Source organism: Bacillus sp. FG16, from assembly GCF_057809515.1.
The window spans coordinates 1-19,553 of the sequence record NZ_JBMDKC010000037.1 but is presented as its reverse complement, the minus strand read 5'-3'; the positions used below and the strand labels follow the sequence as shown (position 1 = coordinate 19,553).

22 protein-coding genes and 1 pseudogene are annotated in these 19,553 nt (G+C 33.7%); 5 read left to right on the top strand and 18 right to left on the bottom strand.

The genetic code is table 11. The features are described from left to right. The first annotated feature begins 4 nt into the window (after positions 1 to 4). The gene (locus tag ACODS7_RS15205; RefSeq protein WP_048565052.1) at positions 5 to 322 is read left to right on the top strand and encodes a hypothetical protein; all 318 of its coding nucleotides are present in this window, start codon (positions 5 to 7) and stop codon (positions 320 to 322) included. On the opposite strand, the gene ACODS7_RS15200 is transcribed toward ACODS7_RS15205, so the two are convergent. The 6 genes from ACODS7_RS15200 to ACODS7_RS15175 form a co-directional block, all read right to left on the bottom strand. Further along, positions 283 to 849: a DUF1572 domain-containing protein gene (locus ACODS7_RS15200; protein ID WP_016081945.1), complete on the bottom strand. Its 567-nt coding sequence runs from the start codon at positions 847 to 849 to the stop codon at positions 283 to 285. The genes ACODS7_RS15205 and ACODS7_RS15200 overlap by 40 nt on opposite strands. Next, positions 830 to 1,159 (bottom strand): chaperone CsaA, encoded by a 330-nt coding sequence (gene csaA / locus ACODS7_RS15195; RefSeq protein ID WP_048565053.1) that lies wholly within the window; start codon positions 1,157 to 1,159, stop codon positions 830 to 832. The genes ACODS7_RS15200 and csaA overlap by 20 nt, the downstream gene beginning before the upstream one ends. Positions 1,160 to 1,225: 66 nt before the next feature. After that, complete coding sequence (gene brnQ4, locus ACODS7_RS15190; protein ID WP_444546500.1) at positions 1,226 to 2,563, bottom strand: branched-chain amino acid transport system II carrier protein BrnQ4; 1,338 nt, start codon at positions 2,561 to 2,563, stop codon at positions 1,226 to 1,228. A gap of 456 nt (positions 2,564 to 3,019) precedes the next feature. Beyond that, entirely contained in the window at positions 3,020 to 3,667 is a 648-nt protein-coding gene (cbpA, locus tag ACODS7_RS15185) for a cyclic di-AMP binding protein CbpA (protein ID WP_089170850.1), read from the bottom strand. Between the two features lie 176 nt (positions 3,668 to 3,843). Further along, positions 3,844 to 4,488 (bottom strand): HXXEE domain-containing protein, encoded by a 645-nt coding sequence (locus ACODS7_RS15180; protein ID WP_016081948.1) that lies wholly within the window; start codon positions 4,486 to 4,488, stop codon positions 3,844 to 3,846. An 8-nt stretch (positions 4,489 to 4,496) separates the two neighbouring features. Then, positions 4,497 to 5,084, bottom strand: coding sequence for a TetR/AcrR family transcriptional regulator (locus tag ACODS7_RS15175; RefSeq protein WP_048565055.1), 588 nt, complete (start codon positions 5,082 to 5,084; stop codon positions 4,497 to 4,499). Positions 5,085 to 5,429: 345 nt separating this feature from the next. On the opposite strand from ACODS7_RS15175, the gene ACODS7_RS15170 reads away from it, so the two are divergent. From ACODS7_RS15170 to ACODS7_RS15160, 3 genes are all read left to right on the top strand, one after another. After that, positions 5,430 to 6,299 carry a hypothetical protein gene (locus tag ACODS7_RS15170; protein ID WP_000055272.1) on the top strand — a complete coding sequence of 290 codons (870 nt, stop codon included), beginning with the start codon at positions 5,430 to 5,432 and terminating at the stop codon, positions 6,297 to 6,299. A 207-nt stretch (positions 6,300 to 6,506) separates the two neighbouring features. Then, positions 6,507 to 7,814: a hemolysin family protein gene (locus tag ACODS7_RS15165; protein WP_016081950.1), complete on the top strand. Its 1,308-nt coding sequence runs from the start codon at positions 6,507 to 6,509 to the stop codon at positions 7,812 to 7,814. Position 7,815: 1 nt separating this feature from the next. Beyond that, positions 7,816 to 8,298, top strand: a complete 483-nt coding sequence (locus ACODS7_RS15160; RefSeq protein ID WP_016081951.1) for a DUF456 domain-containing protein — start codon at positions 7,816 to 7,818, stop codon at positions 8,296 to 8,298. 24 nt (positions 8,299 to 8,322) lie between these two features. On the opposite strand, the pseudogene ACODS7_RS15155 reads toward ACODS7_RS15160, so the two are convergent. The 4 genes and pseudogenes from ACODS7_RS15155 to cls all read right to left on the bottom strand — a co-directional run bounded on the left by ACODS7_RS15155 (position 8,323) and on the right by cls (position 11,121). Next, positions 8,323 to 8,933: pseudogene (locus ACODS7_RS15155) on the bottom strand (NAD(P)-dependent oxidoreductase). 101 nt (positions 8,934 to 9,034) lie between these two features. Further along, the gene (locus tag ACODS7_RS15150) at positions 9,035 to 9,214 is read right to left on the bottom strand and encodes a hypothetical protein (protein ID WP_001045960.1); all 180 of its coding nucleotides are present in this window, start codon (positions 9,212 to 9,214) and stop codon (positions 9,035 to 9,037) included. Positions 9,215 to 9,440: 226 nt separating this feature from the next. Next, the gene (locus tag ACODS7_RS15145) at positions 9,441 to 9,905 is read right to left on the bottom strand and encodes a spore coat protein (protein WP_089170848.1); all 465 of its coding nucleotides are present in this window, start codon (positions 9,903 to 9,905) and stop codon (positions 9,441 to 9,443) included. A 31-nt stretch (positions 9,906 to 9,936) separates the two neighbouring features. Beyond that, a complete protein-coding gene (cls, locus tag ACODS7_RS15140; protein WP_243168753.1) occupies positions 9,937 to 11,121 on the bottom strand; it encodes a cardiolipin synthase in 1,185 nt (394 codons plus the stop codon). A gap of 160 nt (positions 11,122 to 11,281) precedes the next feature. On the opposite strand from cls, the gene ACODS7_RS15135 reads away from it, so the two are divergent. After that, complete coding sequence (locus ACODS7_RS15135) at positions 11,282 to 11,368, top strand: YjcZ family sporulation protein (RefSeq protein WP_000505094.1); 87 nt, start codon at positions 11,282 to 11,284, stop codon at positions 11,366 to 11,368. Between the two features lie 126 nt (positions 11,369 to 11,494). Here the strand turns inward: ACODS7_RS15135 and ACODS7_RS15130 are convergent, their stop codons facing one another. From ACODS7_RS15130 to cotH, 8 genes are all read right to left on the bottom strand, one after another. Continuing rightward, positions 11,495 to 12,001 (bottom strand): acyl-CoA thioesterase, encoded by a 507-nt coding sequence (locus ACODS7_RS15130; protein ID WP_000141164.1) that lies wholly within the window; start codon positions 11,999 to 12,001, stop codon positions 11,495 to 11,497. Positions 12,002 to 12,120: 119 nt separating this feature from the next. Then, a complete protein-coding gene (locus ACODS7_RS15125; protein ID WP_243169179.1) occupies positions 12,121 to 12,990 on the bottom strand; it encodes a TIGR03943 family putative permease subunit in 870 nt (289 codons plus the stop codon). A gap of 3 nt (positions 12,991 to 12,993) precedes the next feature. Continuing rightward, positions 12,994 to 13,890 (bottom strand): permease, encoded by an 897-nt coding sequence (locus ACODS7_RS15120; protein WP_016081955.1) that lies wholly within the window; start codon positions 13,888 to 13,890, stop codon positions 12,994 to 12,996. 198 nt (positions 13,891 to 14,088) lie between these two features. Next, entirely contained in the window at positions 14,089 to 15,030 is a 942-nt protein-coding gene (locus ACODS7_RS15115) for a magnesium transporter CorA family protein (protein ID WP_000932389.1), read from the bottom strand. A 333-nt stretch (positions 15,031 to 15,363) separates the two neighbouring features. Next, entirely contained in the window at positions 15,364 to 16,743 is a 1,380-nt protein-coding gene (locus tag ACODS7_RS15110; protein WP_016081956.1) for a putative polysaccharide biosynthesis protein, read from the bottom strand. Between the two features lie 97 nt (positions 16,744 to 16,840). Next, positions 16,841 to 17,443: an undecaprenyl phosphate transporter UptA gene (gene uptA / locus ACODS7_RS15105; RefSeq protein WP_000880690.1), complete on the bottom strand. Its 603-nt coding sequence runs from the start codon at positions 17,441 to 17,443 to the stop codon at positions 16,841 to 16,843. A gap of 104 nt (positions 17,444 to 17,547) precedes the next feature. Beyond that, positions 17,548 to 18,165, bottom strand: a complete 618-nt coding sequence (locus ACODS7_RS15100; RefSeq protein ID WP_016081957.1) for an NUDIX hydrolase N-terminal domain-containing protein — start codon at positions 18,163 to 18,165, stop codon at positions 17,548 to 17,550. 104 nt (positions 18,166 to 18,269) lie between these two features. Beyond that, a complete protein-coding gene (cotH, locus tag ACODS7_RS15095) occupies positions 18,270 to 19,346 on the bottom strand; it encodes a spore coat protein CotH (protein ID WP_000937999.1) in 1,077 nt (358 codons plus the stop codon). Positions 19,347 to 19,553: the final 207 nt, after the last annotated feature.

Sequence of the window (19,553 nt, the reverse complement as noted above, 5' to 3'; positions counted from 1 at the left end):
TGAAATGCAACCACCATTTATCTGTCATACATGCAAAAAAAGAATTGTAAGAAAGAAAGATCTTATTACCGCCACATGGTACTTCCGCTTTTATTTATTTCACAGTGATTGTTTTAAACGACAGCAAGTGTTCATCTCACGATTTATCCCAGTAAATACACTTTTCAATTTCTTTCTTATTATGTATGGACTTATTTTTGGCAGCATTCTTATGATTACAGAACCATCTATTATTTGGCTGATTTTCTTATTTCCCATTTTTTATCGGTTTCTTTCTTATTATTATATTGAACGTTTTTTCTCTACATATCGTGCAGACTGACCTCTCGGAATACTTAAACATTCCCACTCATTTTCTTTTAACATCTTCCCAATGTAAATAATCTGACCAATATGCAATGCATAATGAGAAATTTGCCTTTCAATTGATTGCATGACAGTATGTGCTTCACCGCGAATGTATACCGTCTTCAATAAGTGCTCCGGCGCTAAAGTATTCATCGTATTAAAAACACATTTCCATCCTTCTTGCCAAGCTATAAGGGCTTCTTCTTTTGAATGATAGCATCCCTCAAATTCACCATCTCGATTACGATCGGTTTTTTCACCATCAGACGTTAAAAAATCCGTCCATCTAGAACGCATATTACCGTGCAGATGCTTTATAATAATCGCTATACTATTTGTTTCTTCATGAGAAGACCATTGTATTTGTTCATATGATAATTGAGAAAGTGCCCGTTCCCCTTGCTTCTTTGTTGCTTTAAAGTTCGAAATCGCACATTGTAAATATTCTCGTCCGATATCCATATTAGCCCCTACCTTCACCCTAGCTAATTTTTGTTCCATTTGGCAATTCCATATTAGGCTGAAGTAACACAACATCATCAGCTTCAGGAACGCCGCCAAGCACAAGCACTTCTGATTTGAATCCAGCTATACGCTTCGGTGGAAAGTTTACAACAGCAACAATTTGTTGACCGACTAAATCTTCTAGACTATACCTTTTCGTAATTTGAGCACTTGACTGCTTTATTCCAATTTCCCCAAAATCAATTGCTAGTTTAATCGCTGGAACTCTCGCTTCTTTAAATTCCTCTGCATGTATTACAGTTCCAATTCGCAAATCCAAGTTTAAAAAATCTTCAAAATTAGCCATTTTATCATTCCTCCCAATTATTACTTAGACAAAATACAAAAATCCTCTTCAAAAAAAGAAAGGCGCCTAAGCACCTTTCTTTTGTAATTCACTTGATTCATTTGATTTATAGAAGAAGAAACCGAGAATCCCACCAATACATGATGGAATTAACCATCCAATTCCTTCGTTATATAACGGTAACATTTGTAGTACATTAGAAATCGCGTCAATTTTAATTTTCGCACTTTCTAAACCGTTAAAGAAACTAATTAACAATGCACCTAAAATAGCTCCAATATAAATTGTATTACGCTTCCCAATCCACTTATGGAAATACGAAAGTACAATTAATACAATTGCAACGGGATAAATGATCATTAACACAGGTAATGTTACTGCGATTAATTGTGTTAAACCTAGGTTAGATACAATTAAACTAAATACACATACCATTGTTACAATCGTTTTATGCGAAAGTTTTGGGAATAAGTTTGTAAAGAAACCCGCACACGCAGATGTTAACCCAACAGAAGTGGTTAAACAAGCGAGTATAATAACAAGCCCTAATAAAATTTTACCACTCGTCCCATATAGCTCATTTACAACATTCGTTAAAATAAGACCACCGTTTTCTGAGACACCAAGTGATGTACTTGTTGAACCAAGATAAGCAAGTGATAAATAGATTAACGTTAAACCAAGTACAGCAATAATACCTGATACTACTGTTATTTTTGCAATTTGGCTACTCTCTTTTATCCCTTTAGAGCGAATAACTTGTACAACGACAATTCCAAATACGAGAGCACTAATTGCATCCATCGTTAAATACCCTTGAATAAATCCACCAAAGAAAGCATTCTCTTGGTAAGCAGCTAACGGCGCAGCCGGCTCTCCAATTGGATTAATAATTGCCTTTCCGACAATAACAGCAACAATTAATACTAATAATGGAGTAAGAAACTTCCCAAACCAATCCACTAATTTAGATGGATTTAATGATAAATACCACGTTATTCCGAAGAAAACTATCGTGAAAAGAAATAGCATGTACCACTCTGAAACCATTGCGTCTGATAAAAACGGCTTCATACCCATTTCAAACGAAACAGCTCCAGTACGCGGAATCGCGAAAAATGGTCCAATTGCTAAATAACTAATCAATGGGAAAATAAACGCAAATATAGGGTGGACTCTAGAAGATAGCGCTTTCAAGTCCCCCTCTACAAACGCGACAGCTGTTACAGCTAGTAGGGGTAATCCGACTCCCGTTACAAGGAATCCTATTGTAGCAATCCAAACATTCTCTCCTGCTTGTTGACCTAAAACTGGCGGGAAAATTAAATTTCCTGCTCCTAAAAATAATGCAAATAGCATTAAACCAATTGCTACCGTATCACCTGGCCTTAAACGTCCCTTCATGCTCTTCATTTGCATAGCACTTTTTCATTGTTTATCTCTATATTTTACAATATGCTATGCATCCTCCTCTCTGCTCAAGATGATAAAATATGCCCCTTACAAAGCAGTGTCTTTCTCCATAATTTCTCCATTCCCCTTATTTTTACTCTAATCATTAATACAATTGTTATTTTTGAATTTTGAGTTTTTTGAATTTTTAAATCATTAGAGTGTTATTACGTGGAGTATAGTTGTCAGACCTCTTTGTTTTTATCACACATATAGTAACATATTTAGTTGCAAAATAAAAACATATTTTCAAATTGATTTTTTTGAAAATCGAAATTATCTACATTTTTTATTCTCTTACACAAATATTGTTATAATCTCACCTATTACCCTGTCGTTATTTTAAAATAATTTTATACACGTAACATAACAAAAGCCATCTAAGATAATTAGATGGCTTTTGTTATGTTACTCTATCGTTTCAACTTCACGTGGATTTTTCATCTCTTCCACATATACAACTCTAAATCCGTGATCTTCTAAATCTTTCAATAATGTCTCTAATTCACCGTCGTTAAACTCTTCTCCTAATGTAAACATAATTCTACGAACTAATAAGGCATCATTATCAAAAGTCATCAAACTTTGAATACCAGTGTATTTCTTTAAAACTGTCGATAACTTTTGGATTGCTCCATTATAGTCTTGCGTTCCAATCATGACAGAGTATTTACTAGAGTGAACGCCCCATGCATCCTCTAATAACTCAAAAACTTTTTTATGCGTTAAAATTCCAAGGAAAACCCCTTTTTCGTCAACTACTGATAAATAAGGCAGTTTTTTTATTGTAAAAAATACTTTAAAGAAAGAAGAATCTTCTCTCACAAACCCTTCTTTATCGTTTAATAATTGCATTACACTCTCGTCAAGTGATCCTTTATATTCTAAAATATCTACTTTATATATATTTCCTAAAAATTCCTCTTTTTTTTCATCTAAAACTGGTACACAACGATACCCCGTTTTATTTAAATGCTCTAACGCTTCCCCTATCGTAATCGAACTTGAGCACAGTAAAACTTCCCTTTTCGGCACGTAATTCCCTTTAATCCTCATAAAAAGCCTCCTTATGTTAAAATACTTTCTGTGCCATAACTATATTATATTTTCAGAAAAAAATAAATGATTTATTTTATTTTTCTGAAAATTATTCATTTTCTTGTCATAATTTATTCATGAATCCTTCACTTGCACTTTCTTCAGCATCCAAAACCCTCCTTTTGAATTCTGAATCACTTCAATGTATCATTGTACGGACCTAATTGTTTTTTAGAAAAGTAATGATTTGTCTCCTTACTTTTCATTAACATATTTCCTTTTATAATTAAAAAATAGGTAGCTATTAGAAAGTAGATCCCCCCAAATAACCAATCCAAATTTGTAGCCAGATTGTGTAAAAGAATATATCTCATATATACATAACCAATTGGAACATGTAGTAATACAACCGCACCTAATCCCGGATTATATATTGTTTTAGCTTTTATATTCGCAAAAATACCATGCCATATGAATTGAAAAAATCCCATTAAAATAGGTGCCAACCCAAGCCATATTATATTTTGAAAGAAAACCGGGAGTAAATAAAAAACATACGCAATCAAAATATTTATTACCATAGCAGATTGCGTATTTAATGGATAGCGATCTGGTATATCACTTTTAAATATAACTACATTAAACAGACCAGCAAAATAACCTGGCCAACGATACTCTTCAAATTGATGCACTAAAATGGCCACAAAACTTAACCCTAACAGTACTTTTATTTCACTCATTTCTCCCAAATTCGCGACTAAACAAACAACGACAACAATAGCAACAACTAACCCTATATCACACCAATGCTTTCTAAAGAAACTAGCCACCTCTATCACCCACTATCTCAATTTTTATAAAAATAGCGTTCAAATAGGAAATCAATCTGTTTTTCTACAGATGGTACTTTTATATCTGCCCCTGATTCGAGAATTGGCATCATTAATGTAGGAAGAAAAATGGATCCAAATATTTGCACCGTCATCATCATTAAAATTTCCTGATCCGTTTCATTTGTTATCTCGCTCAAAATATTCTTCACTTTACTGAAACCTAGCCTCTTCAAAAAATTCCCATATTCGTATTGAGATATAAATACCGTAGTTCCCATTGCAATAATCTTCCTAACTAACTCCGGATATTGCCGAATTACTAGTACATAATCCAATAAGAATATTTTTAATCTTTCTTTTGCTGGCACTGTAATATTATCCAAAATAGAAAAAGTGCCTTGAAAGCTAATTAATAAAACTCTAATCGTCTCACTAATCAACTTTTCTTTTGAACCAAAATGGTAATTTACAAGCGCGATATTTACATCTGACAATGCTGCAATTTTTCTTATCGTTACCCTTTCAAAACCTTCTTTTTTAATTAATTCCAATGTTGTATTTAAAATCTTTTCTTTTGTAGATACGTTTTCATTTCCCACCAATTTATCTCTCCCTCTAGAATTTATCAGTTAAACAACGATTTAAACATTGTTTAACTTTATGGTATCACTTTCCAATTTTAAAAATCTATTTAATCCTTTCGACATTTTCCTACATTCTCTTCATCCCATACAAAAAGCGTGAAAATACAAAACTGTTCACGCTTTTTGTATTTGTACTTTTACATACCAGCTTCTGCTTTATATTCCACACATAAAATAAATTTCTAAATACAATTTAAAATTATCCATATGCCAATACATGAAGAAAAAAATATTGTAACTTGCTCTAAAAACGGCTAAAATAAGAATAAGAATTTTCTGAACATTCTAAGAGTAGGTGGTTATATGTCCTTATTACGCTCACATATATGTAAATTTATAATTGGTGTTATTGTTATTTTTGCCATAAGTCCTATTCCAGCTCTTTTTATTACACACAATTACTCTTATCAAAATGGATTTATTAGCATTTTTCAAAACTTCGCACAGCTTTCTTCTATATCAATTCCAAAGGTTGATTGGATGCATGAATCTATCTTTTTCTCAGCAAATCAAATGATACATACTTCTAATCATTCAACACCATTATTCCCTTACATATGGGAAATATATTTTATATCGATTGTTCGTTTTACTTTTACCCTTGCGATCGGATTTTTCATAAGTTTGGGTATCGGCCATTTATTTTTCAAAGTACCTAACTCGTTTAAAAAGTTTACTACTGTATTGAATTGGATACCTTACTCTTTTTGCACTGTAGTATTACAATGTTCAGTCTTATTACTACTTCTATACGTCGCACAATTTATAAACCTTCCTTACTACTCATCTTTTATCATCGTATGTAGTACTTCCATGATTATCGTTATGCAAGCAGTAAAAAAATGGATTCCTTTCTTGAAAAACACAAATGAATATGAAATAAAACATGATTCTTTTCTTGTGGATACATTGTTTTTGGCGCTTACTTCGAATCATAAATCAATTTTAGGTTCCATTATTCTTTCATTCGTTTTTATGGAATGCGTTTTTCATGCAAGTGGACTGTTACAATTTATCGTTCAATTTGGCGGAAATTCACCCATAATTGTTACAATCGGCTTATTACTACTCTATATCCCATATAGCATACTTTCTTTCCTTCAAACACTATGGACCACAAACTACTCCAAGCAACAGTCATACACTTTAACGAGAAGTGTTCCAAAACCTTAATTGAAATAACCCTCTATAATCTAAAAGTAGGGGGTTATTCCTTTTGTATAGCGGACAAAATAACAGCAAATTCAAAAACTATTACAGAAACATACCAATATTTACCCTTTTCCTTTGACTATTCTTTTCATTTGGATTTATTATAAAAGTATAACATAATTGCAGGAGGTGACATCTTTATTCCAAACTTTGGAATGGAGAACACACTTGGACATATTAAATATTTTTCTCATCTTTGTACTTATTCTTATTTCTGGCTTTTTCGTTGCATCAGAATTCGCTGTTGTAAAAGTACGAAAAAGTCGAATTGACCAACTTGCAAATGAAGGTAATAAACAAGCTTTAGCTGCAAGAAGTGTCCTATCTAATTTAGATGTTTATTTATCAGCTTGTCAGCTCGGAATTACGATTACTTCTTTAGGGCTTGGTTGGCTTGGTGAACCGACTGTGGAACATATACTACGACCGCTCTTTGAAAAAATTAATATTACTGGAACAATGGCTAACACTTTATCTTTTGTTATTGCTTTTAGTGTTATTACATTTTTCCACGTTGTATTAGGTGAGTTAGTTCCAAAGTCTTTCGCAATTCAAAAAGCAGAAGCAATCACACTCAAATTTGCAAAACCACTTATTTTATTTGATAAAATTATGTATCCATTTATTTGGTTACTCAATAGTGCAGCTATATTTTTCACAAAACTACTCGGATTAGAACCTGCCAAAGAAAATGAACTTGCTCATTCTGAAGAGGAATTGCGACTCATTTTAGGTGAAAGTTTTAAAAGCGGTGAAATAAACCAAACCGAATATAAATATGTAAATAACATTTTTGAATTTGATGATCGAGTTGCGAAAGAAATTATGGTTCCTCGTACCGAAATGATTTGCTTATCTACTGAAAATACGTTAGAAGAAAATATGGATATCGTCGCAACTGAAAAATATACACGCTATCCAATCATTGAAAAAGATAAAGATGATATCATCGGGATGATCAATACGAAAGAAGTATTCCATGATCAAACGAAAGGTATTTATAAACCACTTGAATCTTATATACATCCTGTTTTAACAGTATTTGAAACAGTTCCAATTCGTAAAACGTTAGTCCATCTTCAAAAAAATCGCGTTCAGATGGCAATCGTTATGGATGAATATGGTGGCACTGCCGGACTTTTAACGATGGAAGATATTCTTGAAGAAATCATTGGAGAAATTCAAGATGAATTCGATGCGGATGAATCACCTATGATTGAAAAGCGTACACCTAAGCTTACTGTTTTAGATGGAAAGGTGCTCATTTCTGAAGTAAATGATATGTTTGGCCTACATATTGATGATAGTGATTTAGATACAATTGGAGGATGGCTTCTCTCTCAAGCAGTTGACTTAAATATTGAAGCTGGTTATTCCATTGAATATGCTGGTTTTCAATTTAAAGTATTAGAACTTGATGGACATCAAGTCAAAAAAGTTGCTGTACATAAACTAGATATTAAAAAGGAGCTATAAAGTGACTGTTTTATTAACAATTTGTATCATTGCCTGTTTCGTTGTTTCATTTCTCGCCTTTATTTATCCCATTATCCCTGGCATACTAGCTGTCTGGGCTGGATATTTAATTTACCATTTCGGTATAAATGGAGGAGAATTAACAACTTCTTTTTGGATTATTCAAGGCATTTTCACTCTTTTCATTTTCGTTGCTGATTTTATTGCAAATGGATATTTCTTAAAAAAATACGGTAGTTCTAAATGGGGCGAACGTGTCGGAATGATTTCTATCATTGTCGGATCGTTCTTCTTCCCACCATTCGGACTTATTATCATACCGTTCTTGTCAGTATTTATAACAGAACTAGTGCATAAAAAAGCGCCAAAAGATGCCTTTCTAGTTGGAGTCGCTACTGTAGTTGGTTTTTTAAGCAGTACAGTAGCGAAAGCAATTCTCCAAATCATTATGATTGTCATCTTCTTGTGTTATATCATCTTTTAACCATCCCGACTTCGGGATGGTTTTTTAATATGCAATACCTACTCGACTATTTTCATATATGTTTTTCTTACATAGATCCCATGCAAAGTGTGCTGTATCACCCACTGTAATTTTTGATCCACCTTCTGGCAATATATCTTTTTCAGTTCGATATACCTCTGTCGCCTCACCGTCTATTAAATGTGTCGGACAAACAACTGTCCAACATAAATTATTACTATTACTTAGTACCTTATATGCAGCCAAATGATCTTCTGCTGCTGTTGTCGTTTTCCTTTTTGATTCCGTTGATTGAAAACGATATAAATTTAGATCCGTTCTTGCTTGTAAAATACCAGCTGTTCCTATTGTTATGATCTTATGAATCCCTTCTTCTTCCATTTGGTTAATAATTTGTGGCATACTCTTCGCTAATGTTCCATTTTGATCCGTTCCAAGTGCACTAATTACTATATCGCTTTTTTTATATCATTTTCGTTCAGTACATTACCTTCTATCACTCGTAACCTTTCATGTTGTATTTCTATTCTATTTAAATCACGCGCTAATGCAGTCACTTCAGCTGAATCCTTTAATGCTAAATTAATTATGTTTGAACCTACTCGTCCTGTTGCTCCCAATATACATACTTTCATTTGTTTTCCCCCTCTTTCATTCTCTTTCTATTTTTCAATATTATCAATCAATTTACAACAAAAAAGCTTCCTCATATATGAGAGGAAGCTTTATTATTACTTTATTTCTTCTCTTTAGAATCAGTAGACTTCTCGGTTCCACTTGTTTCTTTATCCTTTTTGTCCTCTTGTTGTGTTGTTGTGTCGTCTTCTTTCTTCTTGTCCTCACCTTTACTACAACCTACCATTAATAAAGAACTTGCAAGTGCCATAGCAGTTAATGATTTAACCCATTTGTTCATTTGCGTTTCCTCCCTGTGATAGAATATGTACAACCTCATATTACTCTCTATTTTTAAAGGAGAGATTGAAAAACAGTAAATATACGGTAAATTTTTGTAAATTTTCTGATAACAAAACCTAATTTAAATTTATATATTTCATTTCCAATCGATACACAATAAAACTAGTTTTTTTCTCTAAATGGACATAAAAAAACTAAGGCGCATACCATTCCGCCTTAGTTTCTCATGCAAACTTTTCATTTTCATTTTCATATAGATGTGTAATCTTATATTCCTTCTTCATAACATATTGCCACACACTATAAGCGTAACGGTTCATTTTCAGGAAACAATTTTCCAAAAATGAGCGGAACTCCGGATTAGCAACTTCCACTGCAACTTGAGCAAACTTTAGAGCTAATCGTTTTAAGTGCGCAATATAACATGTTGCAATATGAATATCCCCTGTATATTTACTAACTGTTTCCTTTTCCATTTCATGCAAACCAAACTCCGTTGTTTCACAGGTTATATGCTGCACATTCTCTCCTTCTTGAAAATTTACTTGTTCATTATATGCTTGTAACATATATGGTAAATGGTGCTGTAATAGATTTTTTAATTCTTCGTCTCTGACCTTTCCAGCATACTCTCCAACCTTGTATATTAGCATATAACTATATCTCATTAATTCTTTCATACAATCCATGAAAGTGCCTCCCTTCTCTAGGGTCTATATGTTATAAATATGATGCTAAAACATTCGCTATTCTTGCTAAAAACCAATCCCATCTACTAATTTTCTCAAAATCTTCTTCAGAAAATCGTTTTGATTTATGAAAGTCTACCTTTAATCGACTCCATACTTCATCAACAACTGTTTTATCATATATGATACAGTTAGACTCACAATTTAAATAAAAACTTCTATTATCAAAATTCGCTGTCCCAATATCAACAATTTCTCCATCAATGATTGTTACTTTCCCATGAAAAAATCCATTTCGATATTGATAAATCTCCGCTCCAGCATGTAATATATCTTTCAAATATGGATAGGCAGCTTGTTTTAACAATATGGCATCACTTTTAAATGGCACGAGAATTTTCACATTAACACCACGATTTAATGCAGCTTTTAACTCTTTCACCATTTCTTTACTTGGTACAAAATATGGTGTAGCAATAATTAAAGACTTTTTAGCCTTTTTTAAAAGTGCCCCATACTTTTCCCATAAGCCTTTTCCATTTGAAAATAAATATTGATATTTTACATTCCCTAATGTCGGTATACTTTCATGTATAGGCATTTTTTCTCCTGTATCTTCTTTCCAATCTTCGGCGAACTTTCTTTCCATATCCGCTGCACCCTCACCATGGATGCGCACGTGATAATCACGCCATGGCCCAAACTTCGGATCTTGTCCAAGGTACTCCTTCCCGATATTAAAACCACCGACGTATGATACCTTTCCATCTATCGTAACAATACGTCTATGATTTCGTTGATGCAAAGAATAGAAAACATTTTTCAGTTTCGGTTTTTTACTAAATGTAAACTTCACACCGTTTTCCTTTAATCGGCTAATTACCTTTTTCTTCAGCTTATATCCACCTATCCGATCGACTGACAATTTCACTTCTACTCCACTAGATGCTTTTTTCTCTAATAACTGTAAAAACTCTTGGCTTATTTCATCTTTTCCTACAATATAAAAATGGATATATATATACTTTTCTGCTTCGTTTATATCCTCAAATAATTTTCTATATAACTCTTCACCGTTCGTATATAGTTGAAATTCACCTAATCGAACTTGTCCTAATTCATATTCACTAGCCATTTCCTTCCCCATTTCCACATCGATGTTCATCCAAATGAATACACCTATTAAACAAAGGATTATAGCGAAAAAGTGCTTCATGGATAAATTCCTTTCTCCACTTACTGTTATTTCTATATCTTCCCTTTTTTATTACATTATCATTCAAGAAAATATGTCATTGCATGATATATGTCCATATCAAACAATAGCTCATTTGCATATTGTATGTTGTATCTTAAAATAAAAGGAGGAAATAACAATGGGCTTCGCACATGGTAATGGATTTGCGCTATTAGTCGTATTATTTATCCTCTTAATCATCGTCGGTGCTGCTTGCTTCTGCTAAGTAGCTACTGTCATATGATATGTGGATGAAAAAACTATAAAAGCGGACACCTATTTTTAGGTGTCCGCTTTTCATTTTAAAACCATTTCCGCCTGCTATTGTAACTTAAATGGCTAAACATTCATCTCAAAAGGTTAACAATGTAGCTACTTTCTTACTCTCTGCCTTACGTATATGACGCTGTTCTGCACGTAACACAGCAATACGATGTAATTCTTTCTCTTCTTCTGTTTCAGGGATAACACGCGGTACAGGAACTGGATTATTTTCCTTACTAAGTGCCACAAAAGTAACGAATGACGTTGCCGCTATACGCTTCTCACCTGAAATTAAATCTTCAGCCACTACCTTCACAAACACTTCCATCGAAGTTCTTCCCGTCCAAATTACGAAAGATTCATAACTTACACAATCTGAAGAACGAACAGGATGTAAGAAATCGACCCAGTCCATAGATGCTGTGACACATTCCTTTCTCGAATGTCTGGATGCTGAAATAGAAGCAACCATATCCATCTCCGCTAATATCTTCCCACCAAATAGCGTGTTATGATCATTTAAATCTGTTGGGAAGACTCGGCTCGTTTTGAACACCCTTGACTCATTGGCTGTTTTCCCCTTTACTTCTGTCATTGTTATCACCCCTTTAATGATTTATCCCTAATACTTCAATAATCACTATACTAAATGAACTACACGTTTAATATTAACAACATTCAGAACTTTTAGTCCACAAAAAAGAACCGATTTTATCAATCGGCTCCTCTAAATACATATTGTTCTTTCGGCTGTTCAACTTTATTCCATTTTGTTACTTCTAATACAGGAATATTCGCATGAAACGGCTGATAAAACTCAGTAGTTATCTCTCCTTCTACTTGAATCCAGTCATCATTATTCCACTCTACACCTTCTGGTTTTTTCACTAACATACCATACACACCAGAATCTGCTACGCAATGTATAATACCGAAACGGAATAAGAAGTATTGTTCTTTTTTAGAAGAATCATCTCTAAAAACAAACCCTTTAAAAGATAATTTTTTCCCAGTAAACTCGCCAGGATAATTATAAAGTGTTTCCATACCCTTTAGGAAGTCTTCGTCTTTCAAATTAATATTATCCTTCGTAACAAACTCTTTCTTCCCTTTTTCCATTACACCGCGGTATCCTTCTTTCCCGTAATAAATGCTCGTATCAGGTCTTAGGAATTGTCTTGTCATAAATGGATCCTTACTTTCTGCTTGTGCAACAGGAAAGTGAAATCCTTTCGCTTTAACAATATCCGAATCTAACGTCGCAATTGGGAAAAATAACCCTGAGATAATTGGAAAACAAAACAATGAGTACGAAAATGCTTTTTTCCACCATGTATTCTCATCTTTTGAATGATCATGCCCACAATGGCTATGGTCACAACTACAATCATTTTTCTCTTTTTCCTTTTGATGCTCTTTTTGGAAAACGACGATAATTTGTACAATCGTTAAGAAACCTAAAATAATTGCTGCTGTTGTTGATAAATAGGCATACTTCATATTGATATACTTCGTAATGTTCCCGGAAATATGAAGCTGCGCAATTAATATTGTAAAACCTAATAATATATATGCTCGAAACATAACCTACCACCCCATCGCATAAATGAGTAGTGAGCTTGCATAAACAACAAGAGTAACTGTAACTGTAACAACAATTACAAATTTCGTTTTAAATGTCGCAAGCATCATAAACATATTTTTAATATCCACCATCGGTCCGTAAACGAGGAACGCGACAAGTGAAGCTGTTGAAAACGTACTTTGGAACGAAGAAGCGATAAATGCATCTGCCTCTGAACAAAGTGATAAAATGTAAGCAAGTCCCATCATAACAGCTGATGAAGAAAACGGACCTTGTCCAATAGCAAGAAGTGTTGAAGTTTGTACAAACGTTTGTACCGCTGCTGCAATTAACGCACCTAGTACTAAATATTTTCCCATCGAGAAAAATTCCTCAACAGCGTGTGTACATACATCCCACATTTTTTTACGTAACGGACGCTTATTATTCACTTCTGGGAAGTGATTATCTCTTAATTGATGTTCTTTAAACATAAAGGATAATATAATTCCAACGATAATTGCTACGATAATCGCTACAATAGAACGATACCATACCATGTGCATACTACTCCCAAAGGCAACGTATGTTGCAAATAAAACAACTGGATTAATGATTGGCCCAGTTAACATAAATGCAATACCCGCATATGGCGGAACCCCTTTTCCGATTAATCGTCTTACAATCGGAACAATTCCACATTCACAACCTGGAAACAACATGCCTAAAAAAGTAGCTAATAAAACAGACAGAAATCGGTTCTTCGGCATCCATTTAGCCACCATATCTTCTGTCACGAACATTTGAATGAATCCTGAAATAAATACACCAATTAGCACAAACGGAAGTGCTTCGATCAATATGGAGATAAAAATTGTATTCATTTGCAGGAATGCTTTCGGTAATTGAAACAATTCCATGATGTATTTCCTCCAACTTTTCATTAACAATATGTAATTTTAACCCCATTTCATTAATTGGACAAGGATTATATGGCATACATACCCTTTATATACATTACATTGTACAAGTTATATTCTATTCAAAATTTGAGATTTCATAGCAAAAAAGCTGCTCTAGCGTAGTTATATAACTATGCTAGAGCAGCTTTCTTATCGTTAAAAGTAACGTTTCTTCCAAAAAACAAAAGCTAACGTGAAAGATAGTGTTACACATATGATGAGTACAATTACAAAACCATGGGCTTCCCCTTCAAACGGAACCTTCACGTTCATTCCAAAGAAACTAGAAACCATCGTCGGTAAAGATAAAATGATCGTAATTGACGTTAACAATTTCATAACACTATTTAAATTATTTGATATAACGGAGCTAAAAGTATTCATCATTCCGCTTAAAATGTGACTATATATTTCCGCCATTTCAATAGCCTGTTTATTTTCAATTAATACATCTTCTAATAAATCTTGATCGTCTTCATACATTTTTAAAAATGTACTATTACGCATTAACTTTTGAATTACAATTTTATTAGCCTTTAATGACGTTGTAAAGTATACTAAACTTTTCTCAAGGCCCAATAATGTGAAAATCTCTTTATTTTTCATTGACTGATTTAATTGATGCTCTAAATCAATTGTTTTTCGATTTATTTGCTTTAAGTATCTTAAATAATAAGTAGAAATCGTATATAAGAGCTGAAGTGCAAAGCGTGTCTTCTTAAACGTATAAAATTCTTTAATACGTTGATTAATAAAACGTTCAAAAATTGGATTTTCTTCTAAGCAGATTGTAACAAAACAATCCGGCATCACAATCATACCTATTGGGATCGTGTCATAAATCGAATTTCCTTCTTCGTCATGTCTAACTGTCGGAATATCCACGATAATTAAAGTATTATTGTCTTCCTTTTCAATACGAGAGCGTTCTTCATCATCCAAAGGGTCTTTAATGAAATCTAAGTCTACATTTAAAGTTTGTACTAGATATTGAATTTCTTCTTCTGTTGGATGAAGTACATTAATCCAGCACCCCTTTTGCATTTCCTCAATCTCTTGTAGTTTTCCGTTTCGGTCTGTTAAATATATATTTAACATACTATCACCCCGATTCTTTTTACATGTAGGAATCTACCTCTCTTAAATAACAGTTTTTAAACCGCCATTCTCAGCATATGAAACATACGTTTAAATTTCAATAGAAAAATTATTTTGAAAACGTTTTTATAAGAAAAAAATTATAAAATGAAACTTTAATCAGTGGGGGCTTCATCCCCACTGATTATCAGCCCTCATCAATCGGGCTTTTACGGGCTGCCCGACCCCGACCTAACTTATTTGCTTTCGCTGAATTTTGAAGTCGGGATCTTACTGCGCGGAAAATAGCGAGATAAACATAGAAAAAGACAGAGTGCTCTCTGCCTTAAAAGCTTATGTTGCCTTTATAACATATTTAGAAAGCATCCACAAGTTAAACCCGACTGAAATCGTATAGCCCGCGTATGTTGAAATGATAAAACTTACATAATCGAAATACGGAAGCAATACAATATTTAAAACTATCTTCACAATAATTCCAATCACTAATCCTAGTACCGTCTTCTGCTGTTGATTGATTCCTTGTAGCATAGCAGCCGTTACTGTAAAAAGAGAAAATAGTATGCAAGCAGGAGCATAATACTGTAAAATGATTCTCCCCATCTCTGGATCATTTCCAGCACCGAATAAAAGAGTATATACAGGCTTGGCTAACACCATCATTCCAATTGCCGCCGGTACCGTAATCGCTACTACTAATACATTTGTTCTCGTAAAATGTTTGTACAATAGTTTCGTATTTCCTGCTGTGTAAGCTTTCGTCATCTCTGGTACAAGAGACATACTAAAAGCTGTCGCAACGGATACCGGGATGAGCACAACCATTTGAACAAGACCAATTATCGCATTAATTTTTTCCGCTTCTCCTTGCATATACCCTATTTGTATAAGTAGCTTATTAATTGTAAATGTATCAATCGTCTGATACAACGGAATTGCTAAGCCCACCACAACAAAGGGAATAGAATATGTAAAGAGCTCCTTATACAATGAGAAAAAAGATTTTGTTGTTTGTGGTATACTTTCGATCTCTTTTTTCTTTAAGTGCCTTCTCCTTCTTATATAATACGCACTTAGAACGGTTAATCCACCTATAGCACCCATAAATGCCCCAAACGTTGAAATACCAACCGCTAGCGAGACAGAAGCTTTTAAAACATATAAAACGGCAAAGCTTCCTATTAGAATAGTTAAGACTCGAAAAAATTGCTCTACAACGACACTTAATGCAGAAGGTCCCATCGACTGGAACCCTTGAAAGAAGCCCCTTAATAAACTCATTACCGGTACAAGTATCAACGCAAAACTTACAATTTGAATATTATTTGTGACCGCTACTACACTATTTCCCGTTTGATCATTTCCATCGATTACAAGTTTAGCTAAATGTGGAGCTAGCATATATAAAGCAAAACACGAAATTACTCCCATTATAAACATAAACACAATTCCACTTTTCAATACTCTCTTAACCGTATGATAGTCATTCAGTTGATCATATTTTGATACCATCTTTGAAACAGCTAGCGGTAATCCCATCGTTGCTATGCTGAGCATGATGGTATAAGGGCGATATGCATATGTGTATAGAACGTAACCACTCGTACCGACCATCGCTGTAAATGGTATAACATATATAAACCCTAACATTTTTGATATCATCGTTGCCATCGTTAAAAATATCGTTCCACGTATAAACGGTGACCCTTTCATCACATTCCTCCGCTACGCTTTATTATTACACATTATGGACAACTCCTTTTCTTTAGAACCGAAACAAACAAAAAAAGCCAATGAACTATCATTGACTTTAGCGTGTTGTTTTTTTCTTTTTCAAATATTTTAAACCGAAGTATAGAGCAATAAAAAGAACCGCTCCTATAATTATGTAATGTGTGTAATCAGATGCATACTCTTTAATTTGTCGCCAATTCCCACCAAGTTTTTCACCTAAGTATATAAATAGAATTGACCATGGAATGATCGCTACAACCGTATAAAGTGTAAATAGTTTTAATGGCATCTTAGCTAGTCCTGCTGGAATAGAGATCGCATGACGTACTACTGGGATAAAGCGCGCAGAAAATATTACGCCTGCTCCATAACGCTTAAACCAACCTTCCGCTATGTCTAAATGGTGTTTATTAATAAGTAGATATTTCCCATATTTCTCTACAACCGGACGCCCTCCGTAGTATCCAAGCCAGTATAAAAAGATTTGCGCTAAAGTACCACCAATAGTTCCGGCGATAACTGCACCAACAAAACTAATTTTACCATCCGCTACTAAAAACCCAGCATAAGAAAGTACAATTTCACTTGGGATTACTTCAATCATTAAAGCAAGAGCTACTCCAAAGTACCCTAAGCTTGCAAAAAATTGCAATAACTGATCTATTATGTTTGCTAACATGTTCTTTTTTATCTCCTTTTTTCTTCACATACCATCCCATTATTACATAAAGGCTGCAATCTGCCAATATCTTCATTTTAACAATATGTACAATTCAAGCAGGATCAATCTATTAATTTCTCTTTCTGCGGGTCTTTCATGTAGGCAAACATCTCTTTAATTTGGTCTTCTGTATTTCTAGCAATTGATAAATTAGGCAATTCATTTTCACAAAAAAACTCCACCTCTTCTGTTTCGATGCTAGTTTTCTTTTCTCCACCAATAATCTCGCATCCAATGAAAATCTTATATACATGCGTCGCCGATGGAGATGGTTGATGTTTTTCTTTATCAAATATAGATAATAACTTAAAACGATCTACTTCATATCCTGTCTCTTCTAAAACTTCTTTCGCTGCAACTTCGGTTGGCGTATAACCGACATCAGCCCATCCACCTGGCAATGCCCATTTCCCATCACTTTTTTCTTTCACGAATAATAGCTTTTCATTTTGAAAAACAACTGCTCTTATATCAACTTTAGGTGTTTGATAGCCTGTCTCACTTGCAAATAATTTCTCTACGACTTCCCAATCTGTTTTCGTGTAATGTGACATCATTGAAATAGAAATATCTCGTAATTGCTGGAAACGCTCAATATCATACACATCCTTAGAATACGTTAAACCCGCTTGAGCTATAGATTGTATTTGTTTTACCCAATCAATCCATTTAATCGTCATATATCCGCATCCCCATTCTCTATCAAAGATATTATTTCATTTTTATTGATACATCTTTATTATACAAAAAAAAGAGATTGATAACGTTTCAATCTCTTTCAAAATTAATCCAATTCATGTAAGTGGTCTTGTATATACTTTCTTCTTTTATTTATATATTCATAAATCATATCAGCCTCTTGATCAAATGTTTCTAATTTTTCTTTCATATATGGATCTTGTAGTAAATATGGACGAATCAATTCACACAACCCTTCTACTTTCGGTCTCATAAACGAAACTGTAAATTGGTCTTCTAATATTTCTTCTAAAATACTTCGATACTGCTTTCTAAATACAGGTATGTCTAACAATCTTGCACTTAACGTGTTATACCCTTGAATACGAATATATTCATGATTAAGTGGTCTCCCTTGTACATCTCGCCCCCAAGTCGCATCATAATCCCACGGTATAACTTCAAATAAATTTGTTTCATCATTATGATATAGTGCATAGTTATGAACGAAACCATCAAAGTTTTGCGTAAAAATAACTCCTGCTAACCATCGTAAATATTTATCGACATGTAGAAACTTCCCAATCTCTTTTTCATAGGCTTCCCTCGTCAAAGTATTCGCTTGAAATACAAATTCACTCAGTTGTTCTTCACTATTTTTATTCGAATATTTAAATTCATAACCCGCAAAGAGCTCTGTCTTAACATCTTTATCTCGCTCACTCATTAATGAAAAATTTGCATCATCATCTATCGCATAATAAATAGAACCACTCGGTAATCCTCTATTTTTCAAAAAGTTTTCATCAACCGATTCCAACTGTAAATATACACCTTGAATTTGACCATTAATTTTTATAAATACATGTTGTGACTTTGGTGAAAGTACACCAATGTCATGAAAAAAGTCTAGCGATAATTTATTTCGTATGAGAGACGGATCCATAAACTCAGAATTCAAATGAAACTCTTTCGCGCCTTGAAATTTTTTTGGTTTATAAAACATAACATGATAAGACTTTTTCTCAAATTCACGAATATGAGCCCCACGGTATACGATATCAATGTCATACTTCTTTTTTCCATAAGTTAATTTTGCTGGCACTGGACTATCTGACCAAATGTCCTTTTTCAATTCCACTAAGTACATTGGATGAACAAAAAAATCATATGAAGGCAGCATGTTTTCTCATCCCTTCTCAGTTCTCTTCCTTCAATGTATGCGCCTTGTCTTGTCCATACATCCGCTATCATCTATTTATAGAAAATTACACTCTTGTCCTGTTCAGAAAGACTTCATCTCTCATATCATGTTAAGGAAAAAGAATACCTTTTTGATGCTAGTCTAAATGATAGACACATCGAACAGAGAGTTTATACTAAAAACAAA

What these genes read in the sequence shown, in the direction of transcription:
- ACODS7_RS15205 (WP_048565052.1), top strand. Translation starts at nt 5, where the DNA reads ATGCAACCACCATTTATCTGTCATACATGCAAAAAAAGAATTGTAAGA.
- ACODS7_RS15200 (WP_016081945.1), bottom strand. Translation starts at nt 849, where the DNA reads ATGGAACAAAAATTAGCTAGGGTGAAGGTAGGGGCTAATATGGATATC.
- csaA (WP_048565053.1), bottom strand. Translation starts at nt 1,159, where the DNA reads ATGGCTAATTTTGAAGATTTTTTAAACTTGGATTTGCGAATTGGAACT.
- brnQ4 (WP_444546500.1), bottom strand. Translation starts at nt 2,563, where the DNA reads ATGAAGGGACGTTTAAGGCCAGGTGATACGGTAGCAATTGGTTTAATG.
- cbpA (WP_089170850.1), bottom strand. Translation starts at nt 3,667, where the DNA reads ATGAGGATTAAAGGGAATTACGTGCCGAAAAGGGAAGTTTTACTGTGC.
- ACODS7_RS15170 (WP_000055272.1), top strand. Translation starts at nt 5,430, where the DNA reads ATGTCCTTATTACGCTCACATATATGTAAATTTATAATTGGTGTTATT.
- ACODS7_RS15150 (WP_001045960.1), bottom strand. Translation starts at nt 9,214, where the DNA reads ATGAACAAATGGGTTAAATCATTAACTGCTATGGCACTTGCAAGTTCT.
- ACODS7_RS15145 (WP_089170848.1), bottom strand. Translation starts at nt 9,905, where the DNA reads ATGGATTGTATGAAAGAATTAATGAGATATAGTTATATGCTAATATAC.
- cls (WP_243168753.1), bottom strand. Translation starts at nt 11,121, where the DNA reads ATGAAGCACTTTTTCGCTATAATCCTTTGTTTAATAGGTGTATTCATT.
- ACODS7_RS15135 (WP_000505094.1), top strand. Translation starts at nt 11,282, where the DNA reads ATGGGCTTCGCACATGGTAATGGATTTGCGCTATTAGTCGTATTATTT.
- ACODS7_RS15130 (WP_000141164.1), bottom strand. Translation starts at nt 12,001, where the DNA reads ATGACAGAAGTAAAGGGGAAAACAGCCAATGAGTCAAGGGTGTTCAAA.
- ACODS7_RS15125 (WP_243169179.1), bottom strand. Translation starts at nt 12,990, where the DNA reads ATGTTTCGAGCATATATATTATTAGGTTTTACAATATTAATTGCGCAG.
- ACODS7_RS15120 (WP_016081955.1), bottom strand. Translation starts at nt 13,890, where the DNA reads ATGGAATTGTTTCAATTACCGAAAGCATTCCTGCAAATGAATACAATT.
- ACODS7_RS15115 (WP_000932389.1), bottom strand. Translation starts at nt 15,030, where the DNA reads ATGTTAAATATATATTTAACAGACCGAAACGGAAAACTACAAGAGATT.
- ACODS7_RS15110 (WP_016081956.1), bottom strand. Translation starts at nt 16,743, where the DNA reads ATGAAAGGGTCACCGTTTATACGTGGAACGATATTTTTAACGATGGCA.
- uptA (WP_000880690.1), bottom strand. Translation starts at nt 17,443, where the DNA reads ATGTTAGCAAACATAATAGATCAGTTATTGCAATTTTTTGCAAGCTTA.
- ACODS7_RS15100 (WP_016081957.1), bottom strand. Translation starts at nt 18,165, where the DNA reads ATGACGATTAAATGGATTGATTGGGTAAAACAAATACAATCTATAGCT.
- cotH (WP_000937999.1), bottom strand. Translation starts at nt 19,346, where the DNA reads ATGCTGCCTTCATATGATTTTTTTGTTCATCCAATGTACTTAGTGGAA.